Origin of the sequence: Mesorhizobium sp. M0496 (assembly GCF_040321205.1) — a bacterium.
Taxonomy (GTDB): domain Bacteria; phylum Pseudomonadota; class Alphaproteobacteria; order Rhizobiales; family Rhizobiaceae; genus Mesorhizobium.
In genome coordinates, this window is sequence record NZ_JAMYRC010000001.1 from 193429 (window position 1) to 211361 (window position 17933).

A 17933-nucleotide genomic window follows, 5' to 3' on the forward strand; every position below is an offset into this window, starting at 1 on the left:
AGCCGAAATATGCAAGCGACGTGGCCAACCAGGTCGCCCAGAGTTTTATCGATCAACGCCTCGATCAGACCAGCGAGACCTCCGATCTGGCAAGGCAGTTTATCCAGGAACAAGTTTTGCAGGTGAAGCAAAAGCTGCAGACTTCCGAGGAGGAATTGGTCACCTATGCAAAAGATGCCGGCATCACGGTTACCGGCGACGACAAATCGCTGATCGGCTCGAACATCGAAGCCCTGAACACCGCGCTGGCCACGGCAATCCAGGAGCGCCTCGATGCGGGGCGGGTGGTGGATCAGATAGAAAAGGGGCGCGGCTCAAGCCTCGGCCCGGTTCTGGAAAGCGAAGGTCTGCAGAAGCTCAGCGAAAAGCTGGCGGATCTGTCCAGCCAGTATCAGCAGAAACTGGGCATCCTGAAGCCTGGTTTTCCGGAAATGCAGCAATTGCAATCGCAGATCAAGGAACTGCAGCGGCTCTATGACAATGGCGTTCTTGCGATAACGGATTCGTTGCGACTGAAATACCAGGAAGCGCAAAGCAAGGAAGCCGACCTAAAATCCAAGCTCGCGGAGATGGAGAGACAGCAGGCCGTCTTCAACGACAAGAATATCAAATACACGATCCTGAAGCGTGAGGTAGATTCCAATCGGTCGCAGTATGACAGCCTTATCACCAAGCGGAATGAAGTCGGGGTTAGCTCGGAACTCAAGACGCAAAGCGCTGCGATCGTCGACTTCGCTTCGCTGCCCGTAGCCCCCTATTCTCCACGCCTGAGCATCAATCTTGCAATCGCGCTGGCGCTTTTCATGGCTTTGACTGCATCGATCATCTACATCATCGAGCTCTTGAACAACACCTTCACCAATCCGGAGCAGGTCGAGAAAGAGCTGAGGCTGGCGATGCTCGGCATCCTGCCGCTTGTCGATGACCGCGAACTCATCGCCAGCATCGCCGATCAAAAATCCGGGCTCTCAGAGGCCTATCGTTCGTTGCGAACATCGCTGCAGTTCTCCGGTGCTGAAGGCGCGCCGCGATCGCTGCTGGTGACCAGTTCGGAACCTTCGGAAGGCAAGTCGACCACGTCGTTCAAGCTTGGCCAGGATTTCGCGGCGCTCGGTGCAAGGGTTCTGCTGGTCGATGGCGATCTTCGCAAACCGAACCTGCATCGGCTGTTCGGTCTCGACAACGCGATCGGGTTGAGCAACCTTCTGACGAATACCGTTCGCAAGGATGATCTGGCGGGCATTTTCAGGACGACGAAATACCCTAACGTGACTGTACTGACGTCCGGGACGATTCCGCCGAACCCGGCCGACCTGCTCTCTTCGCAGAAGATGGCGCTGATCTTGACCAATCTCGGCAAACGCTTCGATCTGATCATCATCGATGCTCCACCGGTCGTCGGCCTTTCCGACGGCCCAATCCTCAGCCGGCTTGCGGAAGGCACCTTGATGGTCGTTTCCACCAACCAGGTCACGCGCAAATCAGCCAAGACGGCGCTCAAGCGTCTGCGCGCAGCCGGTGCGAATGTGATCGGAGTGGCGATGTCGAAATTTGCCGTGAACAAGTTCGACTACAACTATGCCTACAAATACATGAACTACCAGTACTACGACTACGGCGCGAGTACCCCGAAAATTGAGGGCAAAGTCGATGACGGAGCAGGCCAGCCCGCTCACGCAAAATCTCCGGCGTTCAGGCGTTTGGTTCGTCGCCTCCGTTCTGGTGTTGGCGGCTTCGTCGATCGGGCTAAGTCGGCTCCTTGAGGCCGGAACGCCGGCCGTCTCGCTTGCGCTCGATCCGTTGAACATAAATGCCTTGGTAGGTGACATCACCGATGAGCTGAATGAAACAGGCAGTGGTCCTGATCTCGACGCTTTGGCCGTCAAGGCAAGGGGCGCGCTTCGCTTCAATGTCGCGGACGCCCGGCTTTACAGCCTGTTAGGCGAGATCAGGTACCGGCAAGGCGAGAAAGACGAAGCTTTTGAACTCTTCGATAGGGCTCGAAAGCTGTCCAAGACGGAAATCCATGCGCTTCAGAGATCGATCGACCGTTCGATCGAGGGAGGCGATCTGTCGAAGGCCGTCGGCGAGATCGATACCTTGCTGCGCCGGTGGCCGGACCGTTTTCCAGTCATCGCGGCGGGCATGCCGGCCATTCTTTCAAATCCAGACGGATATCGGGCTGTCCTGGCAGCCATGAAGATCGGGGCTCCGTGGAGGTCCAATCTTTTCTCCGCCCTTGGCCACGATCCGCGGGGCCTGCGCGCCGCCAGCCAACTGTTGCTCGACCTTGCCGGATCGAGTTCACCACCGACATCGAAGGAACTGTCCGCGGTGATCAACGGCTATATCAGGCAAAAGGAATACGAGCCTGCCTATCGGCTGTTCCTTTTCAGCCTGTCCGATCAGGAACGGACGCTGGGTGGCTATATTTTCAACGGCGGCTTTGAACCGGTCCGCAGCGGCAAGCCATTCGACTGGCAGGTTCACGATCGCTCCGGTCTGGAAATTACTTTTGCCGGGTCGCGCGATGTTGGCGAGAGCGACAGCGGAGCGACCGTTCGATTTTTGAATACGCCGGTGAAGAACGCAGCATTCCAGCAATATGTCGAATTGCCTCCCGGCTCCTACAGGATTTCCCTGACTGCCTCCGGGAGAAACCTGAAGCTGCCAAAGCAGCTGTTCTGGTCCATCAGATGCGCGGATCCGGCAAGCGAAATAGCCCGGTTCAACATTCCGGAAGGCACATTCAACCGGCAGGACCTGAGCCTGGATTTCGCGATCGGACCGAGTGCGTGTCCGATGCAATTGCTACGGCTGGAAACAGCCGCCATCACTGAGAGCTGGCGATTTCGATACGTAGGCACGTTGGTCATGCACAAGCTGAGCATCGAAAGAGTTTCATCTTGAGAGAGCGGTCAATTCGGCCCACGGAATGGGAAAAGTACCTGCTTGGGTCGGTTCTTTTTCTGTCGGTGCTGATTGGCGGCGGCACGGCGAGTGGCCTTTACACCGAAATGCTGATCGAAATCGCGGCGATTGTCTCGGCCGCGATCGTCCTTTCAAGGCCGTTGGGGCAGAGGGTCCCTCGGTCGGTCCTATGGCTGCTTGCCCTGGTCCTTGCCGTATTCTGTTTTCAAATCGTGCCGCTGCTGCCTGCGGCCCTGTTGAGCGGATTGCGGCCCGAGGTGCTGCTGGCAAGTCCATGGCTGGCCGGCGAAACCCGGCTGCGTTTCGTCAGTGTCGGCGTGGGGCGCACGATCGAATGTTTTTTGTATTTCTCGGCGGCGGCGGCATTCTTCCTGAGCGTCGTCCGCTTGCGCCCGGATCAGGTCTACGGCCTTCTGCCTTTCTTTTTCATGGGTGTCATCTGTAACGGATTGGCGGCCGCGATCCAGTACTCACTCTCCGATACGGTTGCCATAAAGGGATTGTTGCCGTTCACGGTCAATGCCGGGCTGTTTGCCAACCAGAATCATTTTTCGGCGTTGCTCTTCGTCTCCATCCCTTTCGCTGTCTACTACGGACTGTTCCGCGGGAATCTTCTGTCTGGATCACTCGGATTGATAACACTGTTGCTGCTGCTTCTGGCCACCGGTTCGCGCGCCGGTATTCTGATAGGATTGGCGATCACCATCGTATCGGTTGTCTTTCTGTCCGCTCGCTCCAGGCTAGGTGGTTATGGCATCCTTGCGGTTTTCATCGGTCTTTCGCTCTACACGATGGGCGCGTGGACGAAGATCGATGCGGAGGTGGTTGATCCGACCTTTGGGCGCGCCGAATTTGCCCGCACGACGATCGCGGGAATTGAAGAGAACTGGACGACAGGAGTGGGTTTCGGCAGCTTTCAGAAGGTCTATCAGATTTACGAAAAGGGCGAGATGATCTTCAAGCCCTACGTGAATCACGCTCACAACGACTATCTGGAACTGACACTTGAGGGTGGCGCGCCCGTTGTTCTTCTGATCGTGGTCTACCTGACATTGCTTTTCGCGTCGTCCGTTGGGATTCGGCGGTATCCGCTGCAGAAAGCCGCGTTCCTCTCGGTGTCGTTTCTTCTCGTTCACTCGCTGGTTGATTACCCCTTGCGAACAGCGGCGCTTGCGATGATTTTTGCCTACATGAATGGCATTATCTTTCACAAAGGCTTTGCTGAACGGTTGAACCCCAAGAGGCGAGCCGACCGAGGCCCATCATGACAATCGGCTTGTTCCCGTCATGCCGCCGGCGTTGGCAAGATGACAGCATTGGGTTCGCCGGGAATTGACCGCGGCATCGGTGCCGGGCTGATCCGGTCGTTTGTCGAGCGCCGAGATTGACAAGCCATTGCGTGGAACCTAATCACGGGCAGCAAGGGCCAGGGGGCCTAGGCATGTCAAGGAGAGCTTCTTGAAAGGAATTATCCTTGCTGGGGGCAGCGGAACGCGTCTTTACCCGCTAACATTAGCGATCTCTAAGCAGATTCTGCCGATATACGACAAGCCGATGATCTATTATCCGCTGAGCGTTTTGATGCTTGCGGGTATCCGTGAGATTCTGGTCATTTCAACGCCGCGCGATCTGCCGGTCTTTCGTGATCTGCTTGGCGATGGATCGGAGTTCGGGCTTGAACTGTCTTATGCCGAGCAACCACAGCCCAACGGCCTTGCGGAAGCCTTCATCATTGGCCGCGATTTCATTGGCAAGGACAGCGTGTCGATGATCCTTGGCGACAACATCTATTTCGGCGACGGGTTGTCGCAGCTTTGCCGGGCCGCGGCCTCGCGCGAAAAGGGTGCTTCGGTGTTCGCCTATCATGTCGAGGATCCCCAGCGTTATGGTGTGGTGTCCTTCGACAAGGCCACCGGAACGGCGCTGACGATCGAGGAAAAGCCGCAGAACCCGAAATCCAACTGGGCCGTCACCGGTCTCTATTTCTATGACAACGACGTCGTCGACATCGCCCCCGCCATCCGGCCCTCGGCGCGTGGCGAACTCGAGATAACGGCGGTCAACAATGTGTACCTCGAGCGTGGCCAGTTGCATGTGCACCGGTTGGGGCGCGGCTATGCCTGGCTCGACACCGGCACGCATGACAGCTTGCATGAAGCCTCCTCATTCGTGCGCACCATCGAGCATCGCCAGGGCATCAAGGTTGCTTGTCCGGAAGAGATTGCCCTTGAACAGGGTTGGCTGACAGTGGACCAGATTCTGCGGCGCGCCGACCGCCTGGGCAAGAATGAATATGCCGCCTACCTGCGCCGGCGTGTCGTCGAGCTGTCGGAGGGCTAGATGCTGGAAGTCAGGTCCCTCGGCATTGATGGCGTGCTGGAAATCGTCCCGAAGCGGCATGGCGACGCGCGCGGTTTCTTTGTGGAAACCTATAATGCCGAGCGCTTTGCGCAGGCAGGCATCGACCTGCTTTTCGTGCAGGACAATCATTCATATTCCGCGGCGGCAGGTGTTTTGCGCGGGCTTCACTACCAGCTTGCGCCGCGGGCTCAGGACAAGCTGTTGCGCGTCATTCGTGGCAGCATTCTCGATGTCGCGGTCGACATTCGCCGTAGTTCGAAGACCTTTGGGAAATGGGTCGCTCTCGAAGTGTCGGCCGAAAAGGGCAATCAGATTCTGGTGCCGAAAGGCTTCGCGCACGGCTTCGTAACGCTCGTGCCCGACACCGAGGTCCTGTACAAGGTCACCGACACCTATTCGCAGGCGCATGACCGGTCGATCCGCTTCGACGATCCCGCCATCGGCATCGAATGGCCGTCCTTGGCCGGCGGGTTCCAGCTTTCGGACAAGGACCTCAAGGCGCCGCTATTGGCCGCCGCCGAGGTGTTTGCCTGATGGATTGCCAAAAGGGTGTAGAATGAGGACAGCGGCATGAATTTTCTGGTGACGGGCGGTGCTGGCTTTATAGGTTCGGCGGTGTGCCGGCATTTGTGCGCCAACCCGGCCTATCGGGTGACCAATCTCGACAAGCTCACCTATGCGGGAAACCTGGCCTCGCTGCGGCCGATCGAGAATGCACACAATTACCGCTTCGCGCAGGCCGATATCTGCGATGAGAGGGCTGTGCTCGACATCCTCCGCCGGGACGATATCGACATCGTCATGAACCTCGCCGCCGAGAGCCATGTCGACCGCTCGATCGACGGGCCAGGCACGTTTATCGAGACCAACATCGTTGGCACCTACAGGATTCTCAATTCCGCGCTGGAATACTGGCGCGGCCTGCCCGAGGACAGGAAAAGCCGCTTCCGCTTCCATCATGTCTCGACCGACGAGGTGTTCGGCGATCTTCCTTTCGATGGCGGCATGTTCGTCGAGGAAACGCCCTACGCGCCGTCTTCGCCCTATTCCGCCTCGAAAGCGGCCTCGGACCATCTGGTACGCGCCTGGCACGAAACCTATGGCCTGCCGGTCGTGCTTTCCAATTGCTCGAACAATTATGGACCCTATCACTTTCCCGAAAAGCTGATCCCGCTGGTCATCCTCAATGCGCTCGACGAAAAGCCGCTACCGGTCTATGGCGCCGGCGCCAATGTGCGCGACTGGCTGTTCGTCGAGGATCACGCGCGGGCTCTGGAACTCGTCGCCACGAAAGGACAGCCGGGCGAAAGCTACAATGTCGGCGGCAATTCCGAGCGGACGAACCTGGGCGTCGTCGAGACGATCTGCGATCTGCTCGACATCAGGCGTCCCCGGGCCGGTGGCAAGAGCTATCGCAACCTGATCTCTTTCGTCACCGACCGCCCCGGTCATGATCGCCGCTATGCCATCGACGCATCGAAAATAAGCCGGGACCTGGGCTGGGCGCCCAACGAGAATTTCGACAGCGGCCTGGCGAGAACCGTGGACTGGTTCCTGGCCAACAAATGGTGGTGGGGGCCGATCCGCGAACAGCACTATGCCGGTGAAAGACTGGGCGAAGCGCGCAAGGGGGCCGCGTGAGGCTCGTTGTCACCGGACGCGAAGGCCAGGTCGCGGCAAGCCTTCTGGAAGCCGGCCGGCGAAGCGCCGGCGTGGAGGTCATTGCCATTGGCCGGCCGGAACTCGATTTGGCAAGACCCGACATGGTGAGCGAAGCCATTGCGGCCGCCAAGCCGGACATCGTCGTGTCGGCCGCCGCCTACACGGCGGTGGATCAGGCCGAGGATGAGCCCGACCTGGCATTCGCGGTGAACGCCGTCGGCGCCGGCAAGGTGGCGGAAGCGGCAAGGCGGCTTGGCGTTCCCGTCATCCATCTTTCGACCGACTATGTCTTCGACGGCTCGAAGGACAGCGCCTATGTCGAGACCGACGCGACCGCACCAGCCAGCGTCTACGGCGCCTCCAAGCTTGCCGGTGAGCAGGCGGTGGCATCAGCCAATCCGCATCACCTGATCCTGCGCACGGCATGGGTCTACAGCCCGTTCGGCAAGAATTTCGTCAAGACCATGCTGCGGCTTGCCGCCGATCGCGACGAGATCGCCGTGGTGGCCGATCAATGGGGAAATCCCACATCCGCGCTTGATGTCGCCGACGCAATCCTGCATGCAGCGGCGATGCTGCATGGCAACACAGGCTTTGGTGCATCTGGCATTTATCATCTGGCCGGAACCGGCGAGGCCAACTGGAGCGGCTTTGCCCGTCATATCCTGGACACAAGCCGCGTGTTTGGTGGTCCTTGGGCGCGGGTACGGGACATTGCTACGATGGACTATCCAACCAAGGCGCGCCGCCCCGCCAATTCCCGGCTTTCGAGCGCAAAGTTCGCCTCCGTCTTCGGCTGGAATGCGCCGGACTGGCGGCAATCGGCGGAAGCGGTTGTGCGGCGGCTTCTCATCGATGGGACGAAACAGGCATTGACGGCATGAATAAGCATCCTTCACGGGAAACCACGCGCGATGCGACGCCTGTTGACCGCAAGGCAAAGCCGAAAGCAGCCAAACGCACCTGCATCATGGTGCTCGGCATGCATCGCTCGGGCACCAGTGCGCTGACGAGAGCGATCAGTCTGCTTGGCGCGGAATTGCCGAAGAACATGCTCGGCGCCAATCCAACTAACGAAGCGGGCCATTGGGAGCCCGTGCGGCTGATGGAACTTCATGACCGGATGCTCGCGGAGGCCGGCAGCCGGTGGGATGATTGGCGTTCATTTGACCCCGTCGATCTTGGCGCGGCGCGTCTTCGTTTCTACAAAGCCGAGATCACCAAGCTGATAGACGAGGAATATGGCAGCGCGCCGCTATTCGTCCTCAAGGACCCGCGCATTTCACGTTTCGTACCGCTATACGCAGACATTCTGAAACGGATGCGTGTCGACGTTCGCTGCGTACTGATCCAACGCAATCCGTTGGCCGTGATTGCCTCGCTCGACAAACGTGATCGCTCAACGCCCGGGTTCGGTGCATTACTTTGGCTTCGCCATGAGCTAGAGGCCGAGCGATCTACGCGCGGCGCACCGCGTGTCTTCGTCTCCTATGAAGGGATGATGCAAGGCTGGCGGCCAAGCTTGGACAAAATCACGACGGCGCTCCCTGTTACCTGGCCGAGGTTAATCGAGGAGGTTGCTGATGAGGTAGATGCCTTTATATCGAAAGACCATCAACACCACGTGGCAAGTGATGATGCGCTCTTCGCAGACAAACGCATCGCTGAATGGGTGAAGGACGCCTATGCGGCACTCCAGGCCTTAGAAACAGACACTGGTGACGCCGAGGCAATAGCGGTTCTTGATCGCGTCAGAATGGAGTTCGACGAGCAATCTGCGATCTATGGCAGCGTCTTCTTCTCCGAACTTGGAGCGCGCCTTCGTGCACAAAGCGAAAAGGACGCGGTTCATCGACGATTGGAGGAAGAACAGAATCAAGAGATTAGTGGGTTAACCAGTCAGCTTGCCTCTAAGGACATGAAAATCGCGCAAGAATTAGAAGAGAGCGACAGGCTCAGGATCGAGACAAGGAATAAATCGGAGGAAATTCAGAATCTCGCGCAATACAATAGGATCATCTTGGAGAGCCTTGATCGATATAGGAGTAAAAACTCAAATCTTCTCAAGAGAAACGCTGAGATTGAGGGGGTAGTTGCCGTTCTTGGTCAAAAGGAAGTAGATTTGTCGCGTTTGATGGGGTCATATTCTTGGAAAATCACACGCCCATTGCGTGTGATGGCAAGAAGCGTGTTCACCCTCAGAAAGATCATTCGTAAGAAAATTTCACTGGCAAGTTTCTTTGGTGGAAAACTACACTATTCTCTAAGAACTTTTGGTGGGCCTGCTACCGTTAGGAAGATCGTTGACTATGCTAGGCGTTATCGGGGGCGCTGGAAAGACGGAGATTATTTTGTAAATGGGCTTCATCCGAGAGGAAATGTAACAGATCTTGCGAAATTCTACCCTGACGAAGTGCATTCCTATTCGACCGAGATAGTCGTGCTTCGAGTTCTTATTGTTGCGGAGATTTCAATTCCGCAATGTAAAAAATACAGAGTTGATCAGAAAGTTGAGATGCTCAAGTCGCTCGGCATCGAATCTCTGGTTGTTGACTGGAAAGAGTTGGAGAAGGTCCGTAGCGCCCTTCAGTTGTTTTCAATGGCAATTTTCTACCGCGTTCCTGGCACCGAGGGAGTGATCAATTTAATAAATGAGGCGGCGCGTTTGCGTGTGAAAACCTATTGGGAAGTTGACGATCTCATTTTTGACAAAGAGCTCTACAAAGCAAACAAGAACCTGTCTAGGTTAAGGCCTGAAGAAGTCATAGGACTATTGTCCGGCGCGGCCCTGTACCGCGAAGCGATGTTGGCGTGTGACGAAAGCATCGCTTCTACACCTCCGCTTGCCCAGTTGATGGCAACGGCAACCGGTCGGTTTGCGCATGTCGTGCCAAACGCATTGGATCATGAAACACGACGCTTCGCCGAGAAGGCGTTAGGGGGGGCAGGTTCACGTGAGGATGCCGAGGATGTGGTTATCGTCTATGGGTCTGGAACCAAGACCCACGACGCTGATTTCGCCGAAGCCGCTGAGGCGCTCCTCCGTATAATGTCGGCTAGGCCTCTCGTTCGTCTGCAAATTGTCGGACCCTTGGAATTGGATCCACGCTTCAGTCAGTTTGTTGATAGAGTCGATAGAATAGAGTTCATAGACTTTGAGGAGTATATTGCCGTACTTTCAAGATGCGATATAGGCATAGCTCCGTTGGAGGCAAGTTATTTCAATGATGCTAAAAGCAACATAAAATATATTGAATATTCAATATTGAAGATTCCTTCGGTGTCTTCGCCGGCCGCGGCATTTCGAGCTGCCATTACCGACGGTGACGACGGGTTTTTGGCGGTGGGTGCTGAGCAGTGGGAAGACAAAATACTACGTCTCATCGACAATCCGGCCCTTCGGCGTGTCATGGGTCAAAAAGCGTATCAGACTACCGTCGAACGGTTCAACCTCGAGGGTGTTGCAAATAGTAGCCTTCAGCCAATCCTTCAATCGTACAATGCCAGGGAAGCTAAATTTCGAATACTGATGGTGAACATTTTTTTCAGCCCGTTGTCATTTGGAGGTGCGACCGTCGTAGTAGAAGAGTTGGCAAGGCGTATTGCTGAAATCGACGGAAATGACGTTTTTATATTGACGTCTTGGTCGAATGAATCGGCGCCGGATGGGGCGATAGTGCGTTACAAAGTTGGAAAGGTTAATGTTGTTGCAATTAAATTGTCAAAGGTCACTGAAGCTATAGATGATCTTAGCAACAAGCTCGTAGAGCGCGCATTCGTCGAAGTCCTCAAAGCTGTCGAACCGTCCGTTGTGCATTTTCATTCGATCCAAGGTCTTGGCGCTTCGCTTGCAAATCTGTGCGCCGGGCAGGAAATTCCTTTCGCGGTCACTCTTCACGACGCTTGGTGGATTTGCGAGCGGCAGTTTATGGTGACCGCTAAACATGAATATTGTTTCCAGAAAAAAATAGATACGGCTGTATGTGCAGTATGCGTTCCGGACGCTCATTATAACAAAGTCAGAGCTGCATTTCTTAGAGATGCCTTGTCTAAGGCAAGTATGCTGTTGGCCCCGAGCGGATTTTTCCGTGAACTGTACGCGGAGAACGGCTTTGACGAGAAGAAGATATTTGTGAACAAAAATGGAGTAAATCTTCCTGGAAGTGAATTTTCAAGGAAACCAGACTCTCGTATTCGCTTTGGATATGTTGGAGGAAATACTCCGATAAAAGGGTTTGATCTTATATTGAAGGCGTTTTCTAGCATAGACCGCGACGACGTTGAATTTGTTGCGGTCGATAATACACTGAATCTCGGATATCAAAGTGTTGACCTCTCCCGAAGGGGTTTGAAAGTCCCATATCGCACCGTGCCTGCATATACTCAGGCGACGATGGATGGCTTCTTCTCAGAAGTAGATGTCTTGCTTTTTCCAACGCAGTGGAAGGAGAGTTTTGGATTGGCTGTCCGTGAAGCGCTCGCTCGTGACATTTGGGTGATCGCGTCGGACGCGGGCGGGGTTGTCGAGGACATCGTGGAAAATGAAAATGGATACATCATCCCCATAACTCGCGATTATAGGGTTCTGAAGGAAGCCATCGAACGCACTATAAAAATGTTTGCGGAGAGGCGAAACTTATACAGCAACCCTTACAAGAAGAGAATTCAGGATTTTGATTCCCAAGCGAATGAGTTGTTGGCCTTGCTACGAAACATCGGAAGTCCTGAGGGAGATCTGAAGGGGAACTATGGACCTAATTAAAGTAATTGTTGCCGGTCGATCGAGGGTCATTCTGTGTTCGAACTGACTATGACCCTCATTCGTCGCGAGATTGCAGGTCGATATCGGGGCTCTGCCCTTGGCTTGTTGTGGTCGCTGCTCAATCCGCTGTTCATGCTGGCCGTCTACACTTTTGTTTTCGGCGTGGTAATGAAGTCCCGTTGGACAACCCCCGACCAGCAGAGTGTCGCGCATTCGACTGGCGAGTATGCGGTCATCTTGTTTTCCGGGCTGATCGTCTTCCAGTTTTTCGCGGAGATGGTTTCGCTATCGCCCGGGCTGATCGTCGCCAACGCCAACTACGTCAAGAAGATTGTATTTCCAATCCAGATCCTGCCGGTGGTTTCAGCCGGCGCTGCACTGTTTCACGCGGCCGTCAGCTTACTGGTGTTGCTGGTCTTTGCCTATGTCGTTTTTGGCAACATCCCACGGACGGCGGTTCTAGCACCGGTTGTCTTTGCGCCGCTGATTCTCCTGGTACTCGGCATTGCGTGGATATTGGCCTCGATCGGCGTCTATTTCCGTGACATGAACCAGATCGTGGCGCCATTGGTTACCGCGACTTTGTTCTTGTCGCCGGTATTCTTTCAGAGAGCGGCTCTGCCGGCCTGGCTGCAACCCTGGCTTTCGCTCAATCCTCTCGCGATTCCGGTCGAGAGTTTTCGCAACGCAGTTATCTTTGGTGTACCACCTGACTGGGCGGCGCTTGGCTATTACTCATTGGTGGCGATTATAGTTGTGTTTCTCGGCTACCAGTTTTTCCAGAAGACGTGTCGAGGTTTTTCCGATGTCCTCTGACAAGTCTGACGCCCGCAGCTCGGGTGTCGCCATTCGCGTGCGCGATGTGTCGAAACACTATGTCATGTTTGAGCGGCCGGAAGACCGCTTCAAACAGATGGTCGTGCCGCGGTTGGAGCGGCTGATTGGTCGACCCCCGCGCCGCTATTTTCGTGACTTCGCCGCTCTGTCAGGTGTCTCGTTCGAGATCGGCAGAGGCGAGACGGTCGGCATCATCGGTCGCAACGGCTCTGGCAAGTCGACGCTGCTGCAGATCATTTGCGGCACGCTGCAGCCGACCAGTGGCTCGGTAGAGGTCAATGGCCGTATTGCCGCGCTACTGGAACTTGGTGCCGGATTCAATCCCGAATTTACCGGACGAGAAAACGTCTTCCTCAACGCCTCGATCCTAGGCGTCCCGCGCAGGGAGATGGAGTGGCGCTTCGACGACATTGCTCGCTTCGCCGATATCGGTCCATTCATCGATCAGCCAGTGAAGACCTATTCATCAGGCATGTATGTACGGCTGGCATTCGCCGTCGCTATCAACGTTGACCCGGACATCCTGGTGGTTGACGAAGCACTTTCAGTCGGGGATGAGGCCTTTCAGCGCAAGTGTTTTGCTCGCATCGAACAGATCAAAGAACGGGGGGGCACAATCCTATTTGTGAGCCACGGCGCTCAGACTATTGTGCAACTTTGCTCGCGAGCGATATTGATTGATAGGGGAGAAAAGATACTAGAGGGCGAACCAAAGGCTGTGGTGAGTCAATACCAGAGGCTGGTGAATGCAAGTTCGGAAACAGCTCTGCAACTGCGCGACGCAATCCGAAATATAGGCCAAGGGAAGACGCAAGAGATTAACCAGAACGACAGTCAGGATCGAAATTCGAAAGGTGAAGAAACTGCTCGCCACACGGAGGGGTATGATCCCGCTTTTATCTCGAAAAGTGTGGTCGAGTATGAAAGTAAAGGAGTTAGAATACACAACTTGCGGATAGTCAATAAGAGCTCAAGTATCGTAAACACGCTTCAGAGTGGACGTCGATATATATTTGAGTATAAAGTATCATACGAAGAACAAGCCAGCGATGTTTCTTACGGAATGCTCATAAAGACAGTCAGTGGAATTGAGATCGCGGGTACGGCCACTAACTTGATCGAAGGGCCGAAGCAAGACGTTGCGGCTGGATCGACAGTGGCAGTACGAATGGAATTTGATTGCGCATTGGCTCCTGGAGTATACTTTATTAACGCGGGTACCGGAAAGCAGAAGAACGGTCAGCGGATAATGGCCCACCGTATTCAGGATGGGCTTATGTTTCGCGTTAATACCTCTGGGAAAGTCGCATTTACGGGGATGGTAGACCTAAACATTCTTTCATATTTCGACGCCGAATTGACAGATGGTGTACCGAAATGATGCATTGGACCGTGGAATATTGGTGACCAAATTGAATAGAATAATATGGACCTGCTGGTTTCAGGGGCAGGAATCGGCTCCCGAGATCGTAAAAAGATGCCTAAAAAGCTGGGTCGAAAAGAATCCGGGCTGGGAATTTAGGTGCTTGGATGCTTATAGCGTAGAAGAATATGTGAACATAAAAGAATACATAAAACTTAATATCCAGGAGATAACTGCTGCGTCTCTTTCCGATATTGTAAGAATACTTTTGTTGCATGAGTATGGTGGTGTTTGGGTCGATGCCACTTTGTTCTGCAGTCAACCTCTGGACAATTGGCTACCTGAGAAGTTAGTTGAGGGCTTTTTCGCCTTCGCCCGCCCCGCCCCCGATCGTCCTCTTTCAAGTTGGTTTCTCGCGTCGGCGCCCGGCAATCGTCTCGTGTCTCAGTGGTGCGGGGCGACCCTGCGCTATTGGGATGGCCGCAGTCGGGCGGATTCCTATTTCTGGTTCCACTACCTGTTCAAAGAGCTTTGTGCGAGCGATGAAGAATTCGGGCGTAGTTGGCAAAGAGTCCCTCATGTGAGCGCAGATGGCCCGCACTCAATACAAACGGCCGGAATGTATGAAGCCTTCCGCGAGGTGTCCGCTCGCGTGGATTGGGCATCAACCGTATACAAGCTTACCTATCGCGTTGAGGTAGATAAGATAAAGCCGGACAGTTTGTTGGCCAGTCTCTTGAGTCCAATTCAAGATACGGGTTCGGGAGAGGCCGAGACAACTTCCTCGGCGTTGTTGAGGCACGTTGTACCCCGATCTGCCGAGGAGATGACATTTGCTTCACTGAAGGTATCAACAGAGAATTTGGGCGACCATATTCAAATTCTGGCCGGCGAGCACCTTTTCAAGCGCTTTGGAGTTCGGCCACAGGTCTTCTTGGACCGGGACGACGAGATTCGATCGGCCCCGGTTCTGGAAGGGTTTCCTGGACCGGTGCCGATACTGATGAACGGCTGGTTCAAACGAAATGGTACGGAATGGCCCCCGAACGGTAAACTTCTTCCGATTTTTATCGGCTTTCATATTCGACTGTTTCAGAGCCCGGAGCTTTTGTCCGACGAGAGTATAGAGTATTTTAAAAGATTTCAGCCAATTGGGTGCAGGGACATATACACCGAGATGCTTCTACGAGGCAAAGGTGTGGAAACCTATGAAAGCAATTGCCTGTCGCTTACCTTGGATAAAAGAATTTTTGATGGTGGAGATGAGATATTTGTAGTGTCACGAGACAGGAGAATAATTGAATTCATACCGGAGCGGCTTGGGCCGTTCACGTTCCGATCTCATTACACCGGATCAAACGATTTTGAAAATAACATGAGATCGGCTAGTGATTTACTAAATGAATACAAATCGCGGGCAAAGTTGATCGTCACTTCGTTGCTGCATTGTGCTCTGCCAGCGATAGCGATGGGAATCCCGGTGGTGGTTATTTATCCAGTTAACGATCAAGCGGGGCACGCTTCGGATAGAGAACGCTTCTCCTCCCTAGAACGATTGACTCGAATATATCACATTGACCAGCTGGGCGAGGTCGATTGGGAGCCAAAGCCAATCGATGTCGGTATGATAAAGCTTGCTCTTCACGACTGCTTGAAATCGGCTTTACAAGCGTTACACATGCAGCCAAGCGTTATGCTGGGTCCGATCGCTTCCTCGGATATGTTACCTCCTCCGTAATGTGCTTGGGATATCGAGTGTTTTAGGTACCAGCACCAACTTCTACCGACAGCTTGATCAACTCCGAGCTCCCAAAAAACATCTGGCTATGCCTTCACGCCCGCAGTATGCGATACAGGACGGCGGGGACTGGGGATGGCACTTTGAGAAAGATGAGCGGCCTCGAAGTATTTCGTGTTCGCATTTCGCTGGGTGTTCATGCCCTTGATTATGGAGTCTAGTACCATCCCATGAATTCTTACCTCGAAGCAGTATTCGGGCTCAGACCACAGATGCGGCGCGCCTTCATCATGATCCAGGACGTGGTCATGGTTCTGGTCGCCGTGGCGCTCAGTCTCGTGCTTTCGCGGTCGAATCTTTCGTTCGAAGCGCTCTCCAACGAGGGCTTGGCAACCTGGGCGGGCATTGTTCTCATCAGCCATCTGCTATTCCGGTATTGTGGCCTCTACACGACCGTCTGGCGCTTTGCCTCGACGCCGGATTTTTTCAACATCCTGAAGAGTTGCGCGATTTTGACGTTCGCTCTGTATGCCACTTCGTTGGCGGTTCGCACTTTCCAGCCTGTGCAGGGACTAAACGAGCGTCAGTTCATCGTCTTCTTCCTCGTCTCCTTCACGATCATATCGGCGCCTCGCCTGTTCTACCGCTTCCTGCGTGATGGCGCGAGCTGGGGCATTCTGAGCCTCAAGACCGACAAGACGCAGACCAAGCGCGCATTGTTCGTCGGCCGTCTCGGTGAGGCCGACCTGATCATTCGCTTCACGCGCACGGCGCAGCCGGCGGACTACTCCATAGTCGGGATCATGGCTACCGAGCGCGGCGCGCCTTTGGGCACACGGATCCAAGGTGTTCCCGTGGTGGCGACCCTGCCGCGTTTGATTGACGTCCTGGAAGACTACGCGACCGGCACCAAAAGCCTGGACCTGCTGATTTTCGGCAGCGGCGCCGAGCACGAGATCGAGGAGTATTCGGAACTCGTCCGCGTCGCCCGGCACGGCGACATAAATGTGGTGCAGTTTTCCGGTCTTTCGGAGCTGGAACGGCACGGAAAGCTGGTTCTCGACACCGTCGAGATGGAAACAATCCTGCGCCGTCCGACGGTCGCGTCCGACATCGAGCGCATCAGTGCCTTTGTTGGCGGCAAACGTGTTCTGGTGACGGGCGGTGCCGGCTCGATCGGCCGAACGCTGGTCAAACGGTCGCTGGAACTGGGAGCGGAGGCGGTGCTGGTCGCCGACAACTCCGAGTTCGGCATCTTCCAATTGAGCCAGTATATTGACGAGAAGGACCACGACCGTCTCAAGGTTCGCATCGTCGATGTCGCGGACCGACGCCAGATAACGCGTGTCGTTACGGAATTCCGGCCGGATATCATTTTTCACGCCGCGGCGCTCAAACACGTTCCGTTGCTCGAGGAAAACTGGGATTCGGCCATCCAGACCAATATTTTCGGAACGCTCGTCTGTGCCGAGGTCGCCGCCAAATGCGGGGTTGCGCAATTTGTCCTGATATCGAGCGACAAGGCGGTGGATCCCTCATCGGTGCTCGGCATGACAAAGCGAGCCGCTGAACAGATCGTCAGCGCCTTGCATGGGGCGCCAGCGGGCGAGCCGGGCGGGCGTCGCTCCGCCACCAAATTCATAGCTGTGCGGTTCGGTAATGTCTTTGGCAGCAATGGTTCGGTAGCGACCATATTCCAGGCGCAGATCGAGGCCGGAGGGCCTGTCACCATCACCGACCGGCGCATGACACGCTATTTCATGACCGTGGCGGAAGCCGTCGATCTCGTCATCATGTCGGCCGCCGATGCCGCGTCGCGGCAGAGTGGGGATGACTATGCCGTCTATATGCTCGACATGGGCAAGCCGGTGCCGATTCTTGAAGTGGCCGAAACGATGATCCGCATGTCCGGAAAGAGCCCATACAAGGACGTCGCAATCCGGTTCACCGGCATAAGGCCGGGCGAAAAACTCCACGAAACGCTGCATGGCGAAGATGAGGAACTCGTCGAACTCGGCATTTCGAAGATTTTTGGTCTCAGCACGGACGTCGTGGAATGGTCGGATGTCCAGGTCGCGCTCACAGCGCTGCAGCAGTCGGCGAAAAACCAGGACAAGGCTGCCGCGCTCGCCGTGCTGGCACGCCTTGACCGCGCCAAGAAGGCCAAGGGGAGCATTCATCAGGACGCGATCCCGAAAACGGTCGGGCAGGCGAGCTAACCGTTCCTCTTCCGACGCGACCATGATTCGGGGCTCTGAAAATCTCGGGCATATGCAAGG

The 17933-nt window shown here is 55.2% G+C and carries 12 protein-coding genes; all 12 read left to right on the forward strand.

The genetic code is table 11. The features are described 5' to 3' along the window. Positions 1-20: 20 nt before the first annotated feature. The 12 genes from NKI73_RS00995 (at position 21) to NKI73_RS01050 (ending at position 17873) form a co-directional block, all read left to right on the forward strand. Positions 21-1763: a GumC family protein gene (locus NKI73_RS00995; protein WP_352627300.1), complete on the forward strand. Its 1743-nt coding sequence runs from the start codon at positions 21-23 to the stop codon at positions 1761-1763. Then, on the forward strand, positions 1651-2910 hold the full coding sequence (locus NKI73_RS01000; protein WP_352626669.1) for a tetratricopeptide repeat protein: 1260 nt from the start codon (positions 1651-1653) through the stop codon (positions 2908-2910). Before NKI73_RS00995 ends, NKI73_RS01000 begins: the two co-directional genes overlap by 113 nt. After that, positions 2907-4199 (forward strand): O-antigen ligase family protein, encoded by a 1293-nt coding sequence (locus tag NKI73_RS01005; protein WP_352626671.1) that lies wholly within the window; start codon positions 2907-2909, stop codon positions 4197-4199. The genes NKI73_RS01000 and NKI73_RS01005 overlap by 4 nt, the downstream gene beginning before the upstream one ends. 190 nt (positions 4200-4389) lie before the next feature. Further along, on the forward strand, positions 4390-5271 hold the full coding sequence (gene rfbA, locus NKI73_RS01010) for a glucose-1-phosphate thymidylyltransferase RfbA (protein WP_352626673.1): 882 nt from the start codon (positions 4390-4392) through the stop codon (positions 5269-5271). Then, the gene (gene rfbC / locus NKI73_RS01015) at positions 5272-5826 is read left to right on the forward strand and encodes a dTDP-4-dehydrorhamnose 3,5-epimerase (protein WP_352626675.1); all 555 of its coding nucleotides are present in this window, start codon (positions 5272-5274) and stop codon (positions 5824-5826) included. Positions 5827-5862: 36 nt separating this feature from the next. After that, positions 5863-6933 carry a dTDP-glucose 4,6-dehydratase gene (gene rfbB / locus NKI73_RS01020; RefSeq protein WP_352626677.1) on the forward strand — a complete coding sequence of 357 codons (1071 nt, stop codon included), beginning with the start codon at positions 5863-5865 and terminating at the stop codon, positions 6931-6933. Next, the gene (rfbD, locus tag NKI73_RS01025; protein ID WP_352626679.1) at positions 6930-7838 is read left to right on the forward strand and encodes a dTDP-4-dehydrorhamnose reductase; all 909 of its coding nucleotides are present in this window, start codon (positions 6930-6932) and stop codon (positions 7836-7838) included. The genes rfbB and rfbD overlap by 4 nt, the downstream gene beginning before the upstream one ends. Then, positions 7835-11716, forward strand: a complete 3882-nt coding sequence (locus tag NKI73_RS01030) for a glycosyltransferase (protein ID WP_352626680.1) — start codon at positions 7835-7837, stop codon at positions 11714-11716. Before rfbD ends, NKI73_RS01030 begins: the two co-directional genes overlap by 4 nt. Before the next feature lie 33 nt (positions 11717-11749). Beyond that, positions 11750-12532: an ABC transporter permease gene (locus NKI73_RS01035; RefSeq protein WP_352626681.1), complete on the forward strand. Its 783-nt coding sequence runs from the start codon at positions 11750-11752 to the stop codon at positions 12530-12532. Beyond that, the gene (locus NKI73_RS01040) at positions 12522-13934 is read left to right on the forward strand and encodes an ABC transporter ATP-binding protein (protein WP_352626682.1); all 1413 of its coding nucleotides are present in this window, start codon (positions 12522-12524) and stop codon (positions 13932-13934) included. Before NKI73_RS01035 ends, NKI73_RS01040 begins: the two co-directional genes overlap by 11 nt. Further along, positions 13918-15654 carry a capsular polysaccharide synthesis protein gene (locus tag NKI73_RS01045; RefSeq protein ID WP_352626683.1) on the forward strand — a complete coding sequence of 579 codons (1737 nt, stop codon included), beginning with the start codon at positions 13918-13920 and terminating at the stop codon, positions 15652-15654. The genes NKI73_RS01040 and NKI73_RS01045 overlap by 17 nt, the downstream gene beginning before the upstream one ends. A gap of 230 nt (positions 15655-15884) precedes the next feature. After that, entirely contained in the window at positions 15885-17873 is a 1989-nt protein-coding gene (locus tag NKI73_RS01050) for an SDR family NAD(P)-dependent oxidoreductase (protein ID WP_352626684.1), read from the forward strand. Positions 17874-17933: the final 60 nt, after the last annotated feature.

Excerpts from the sequence above, each read along its gene's own strand:
- NKI73_RS01000 (WP_352626669.1), top strand. The coding sequence starts at position 1,651 with ATGACGGAGCAGGCCAGCCCGCTCACGCAAAATCTCCGGCGTTCAGGC.
- rfbC (WP_352626675.1), top strand. The coding sequence starts at position 5,272 with ATGCTGGAAGTCAGGTCCCTCGGCATTGATGGCGTGCTGGAAATCGTC.
- rfbB (WP_352626677.1), top strand. The coding sequence starts at position 5,863 with ATGAATTTTCTGGTGACGGGCGGTGCTGGCTTTATAGGTTCGGCGGTG.
- NKI73_RS01030 (WP_352626680.1), top strand. The coding sequence starts at position 7,835 with ATGAATAAGCATCCTTCACGGGAAACCACGCGCGATGCGACGCCTGTT.
- NKI73_RS01040 (WP_352626682.1), top strand. The coding sequence starts at position 12,522 with ATGTCCTCTGACAAGTCTGACGCCCGCAGCTCGGGTGTCGCCATTCGC.
- NKI73_RS01045 (WP_352626683.1), top strand. The coding sequence starts at position 13,918 with ATGGTGTACCGAAATGATGCATTGGACCGTGGAATATTGGTGACCAAA.
- NKI73_RS01050 (WP_352626684.1), top strand. The coding sequence starts at position 15,885 with ATGAATTCTTACCTCGAAGCAGTATTCGGGCTCAGACCACAGATGCGG.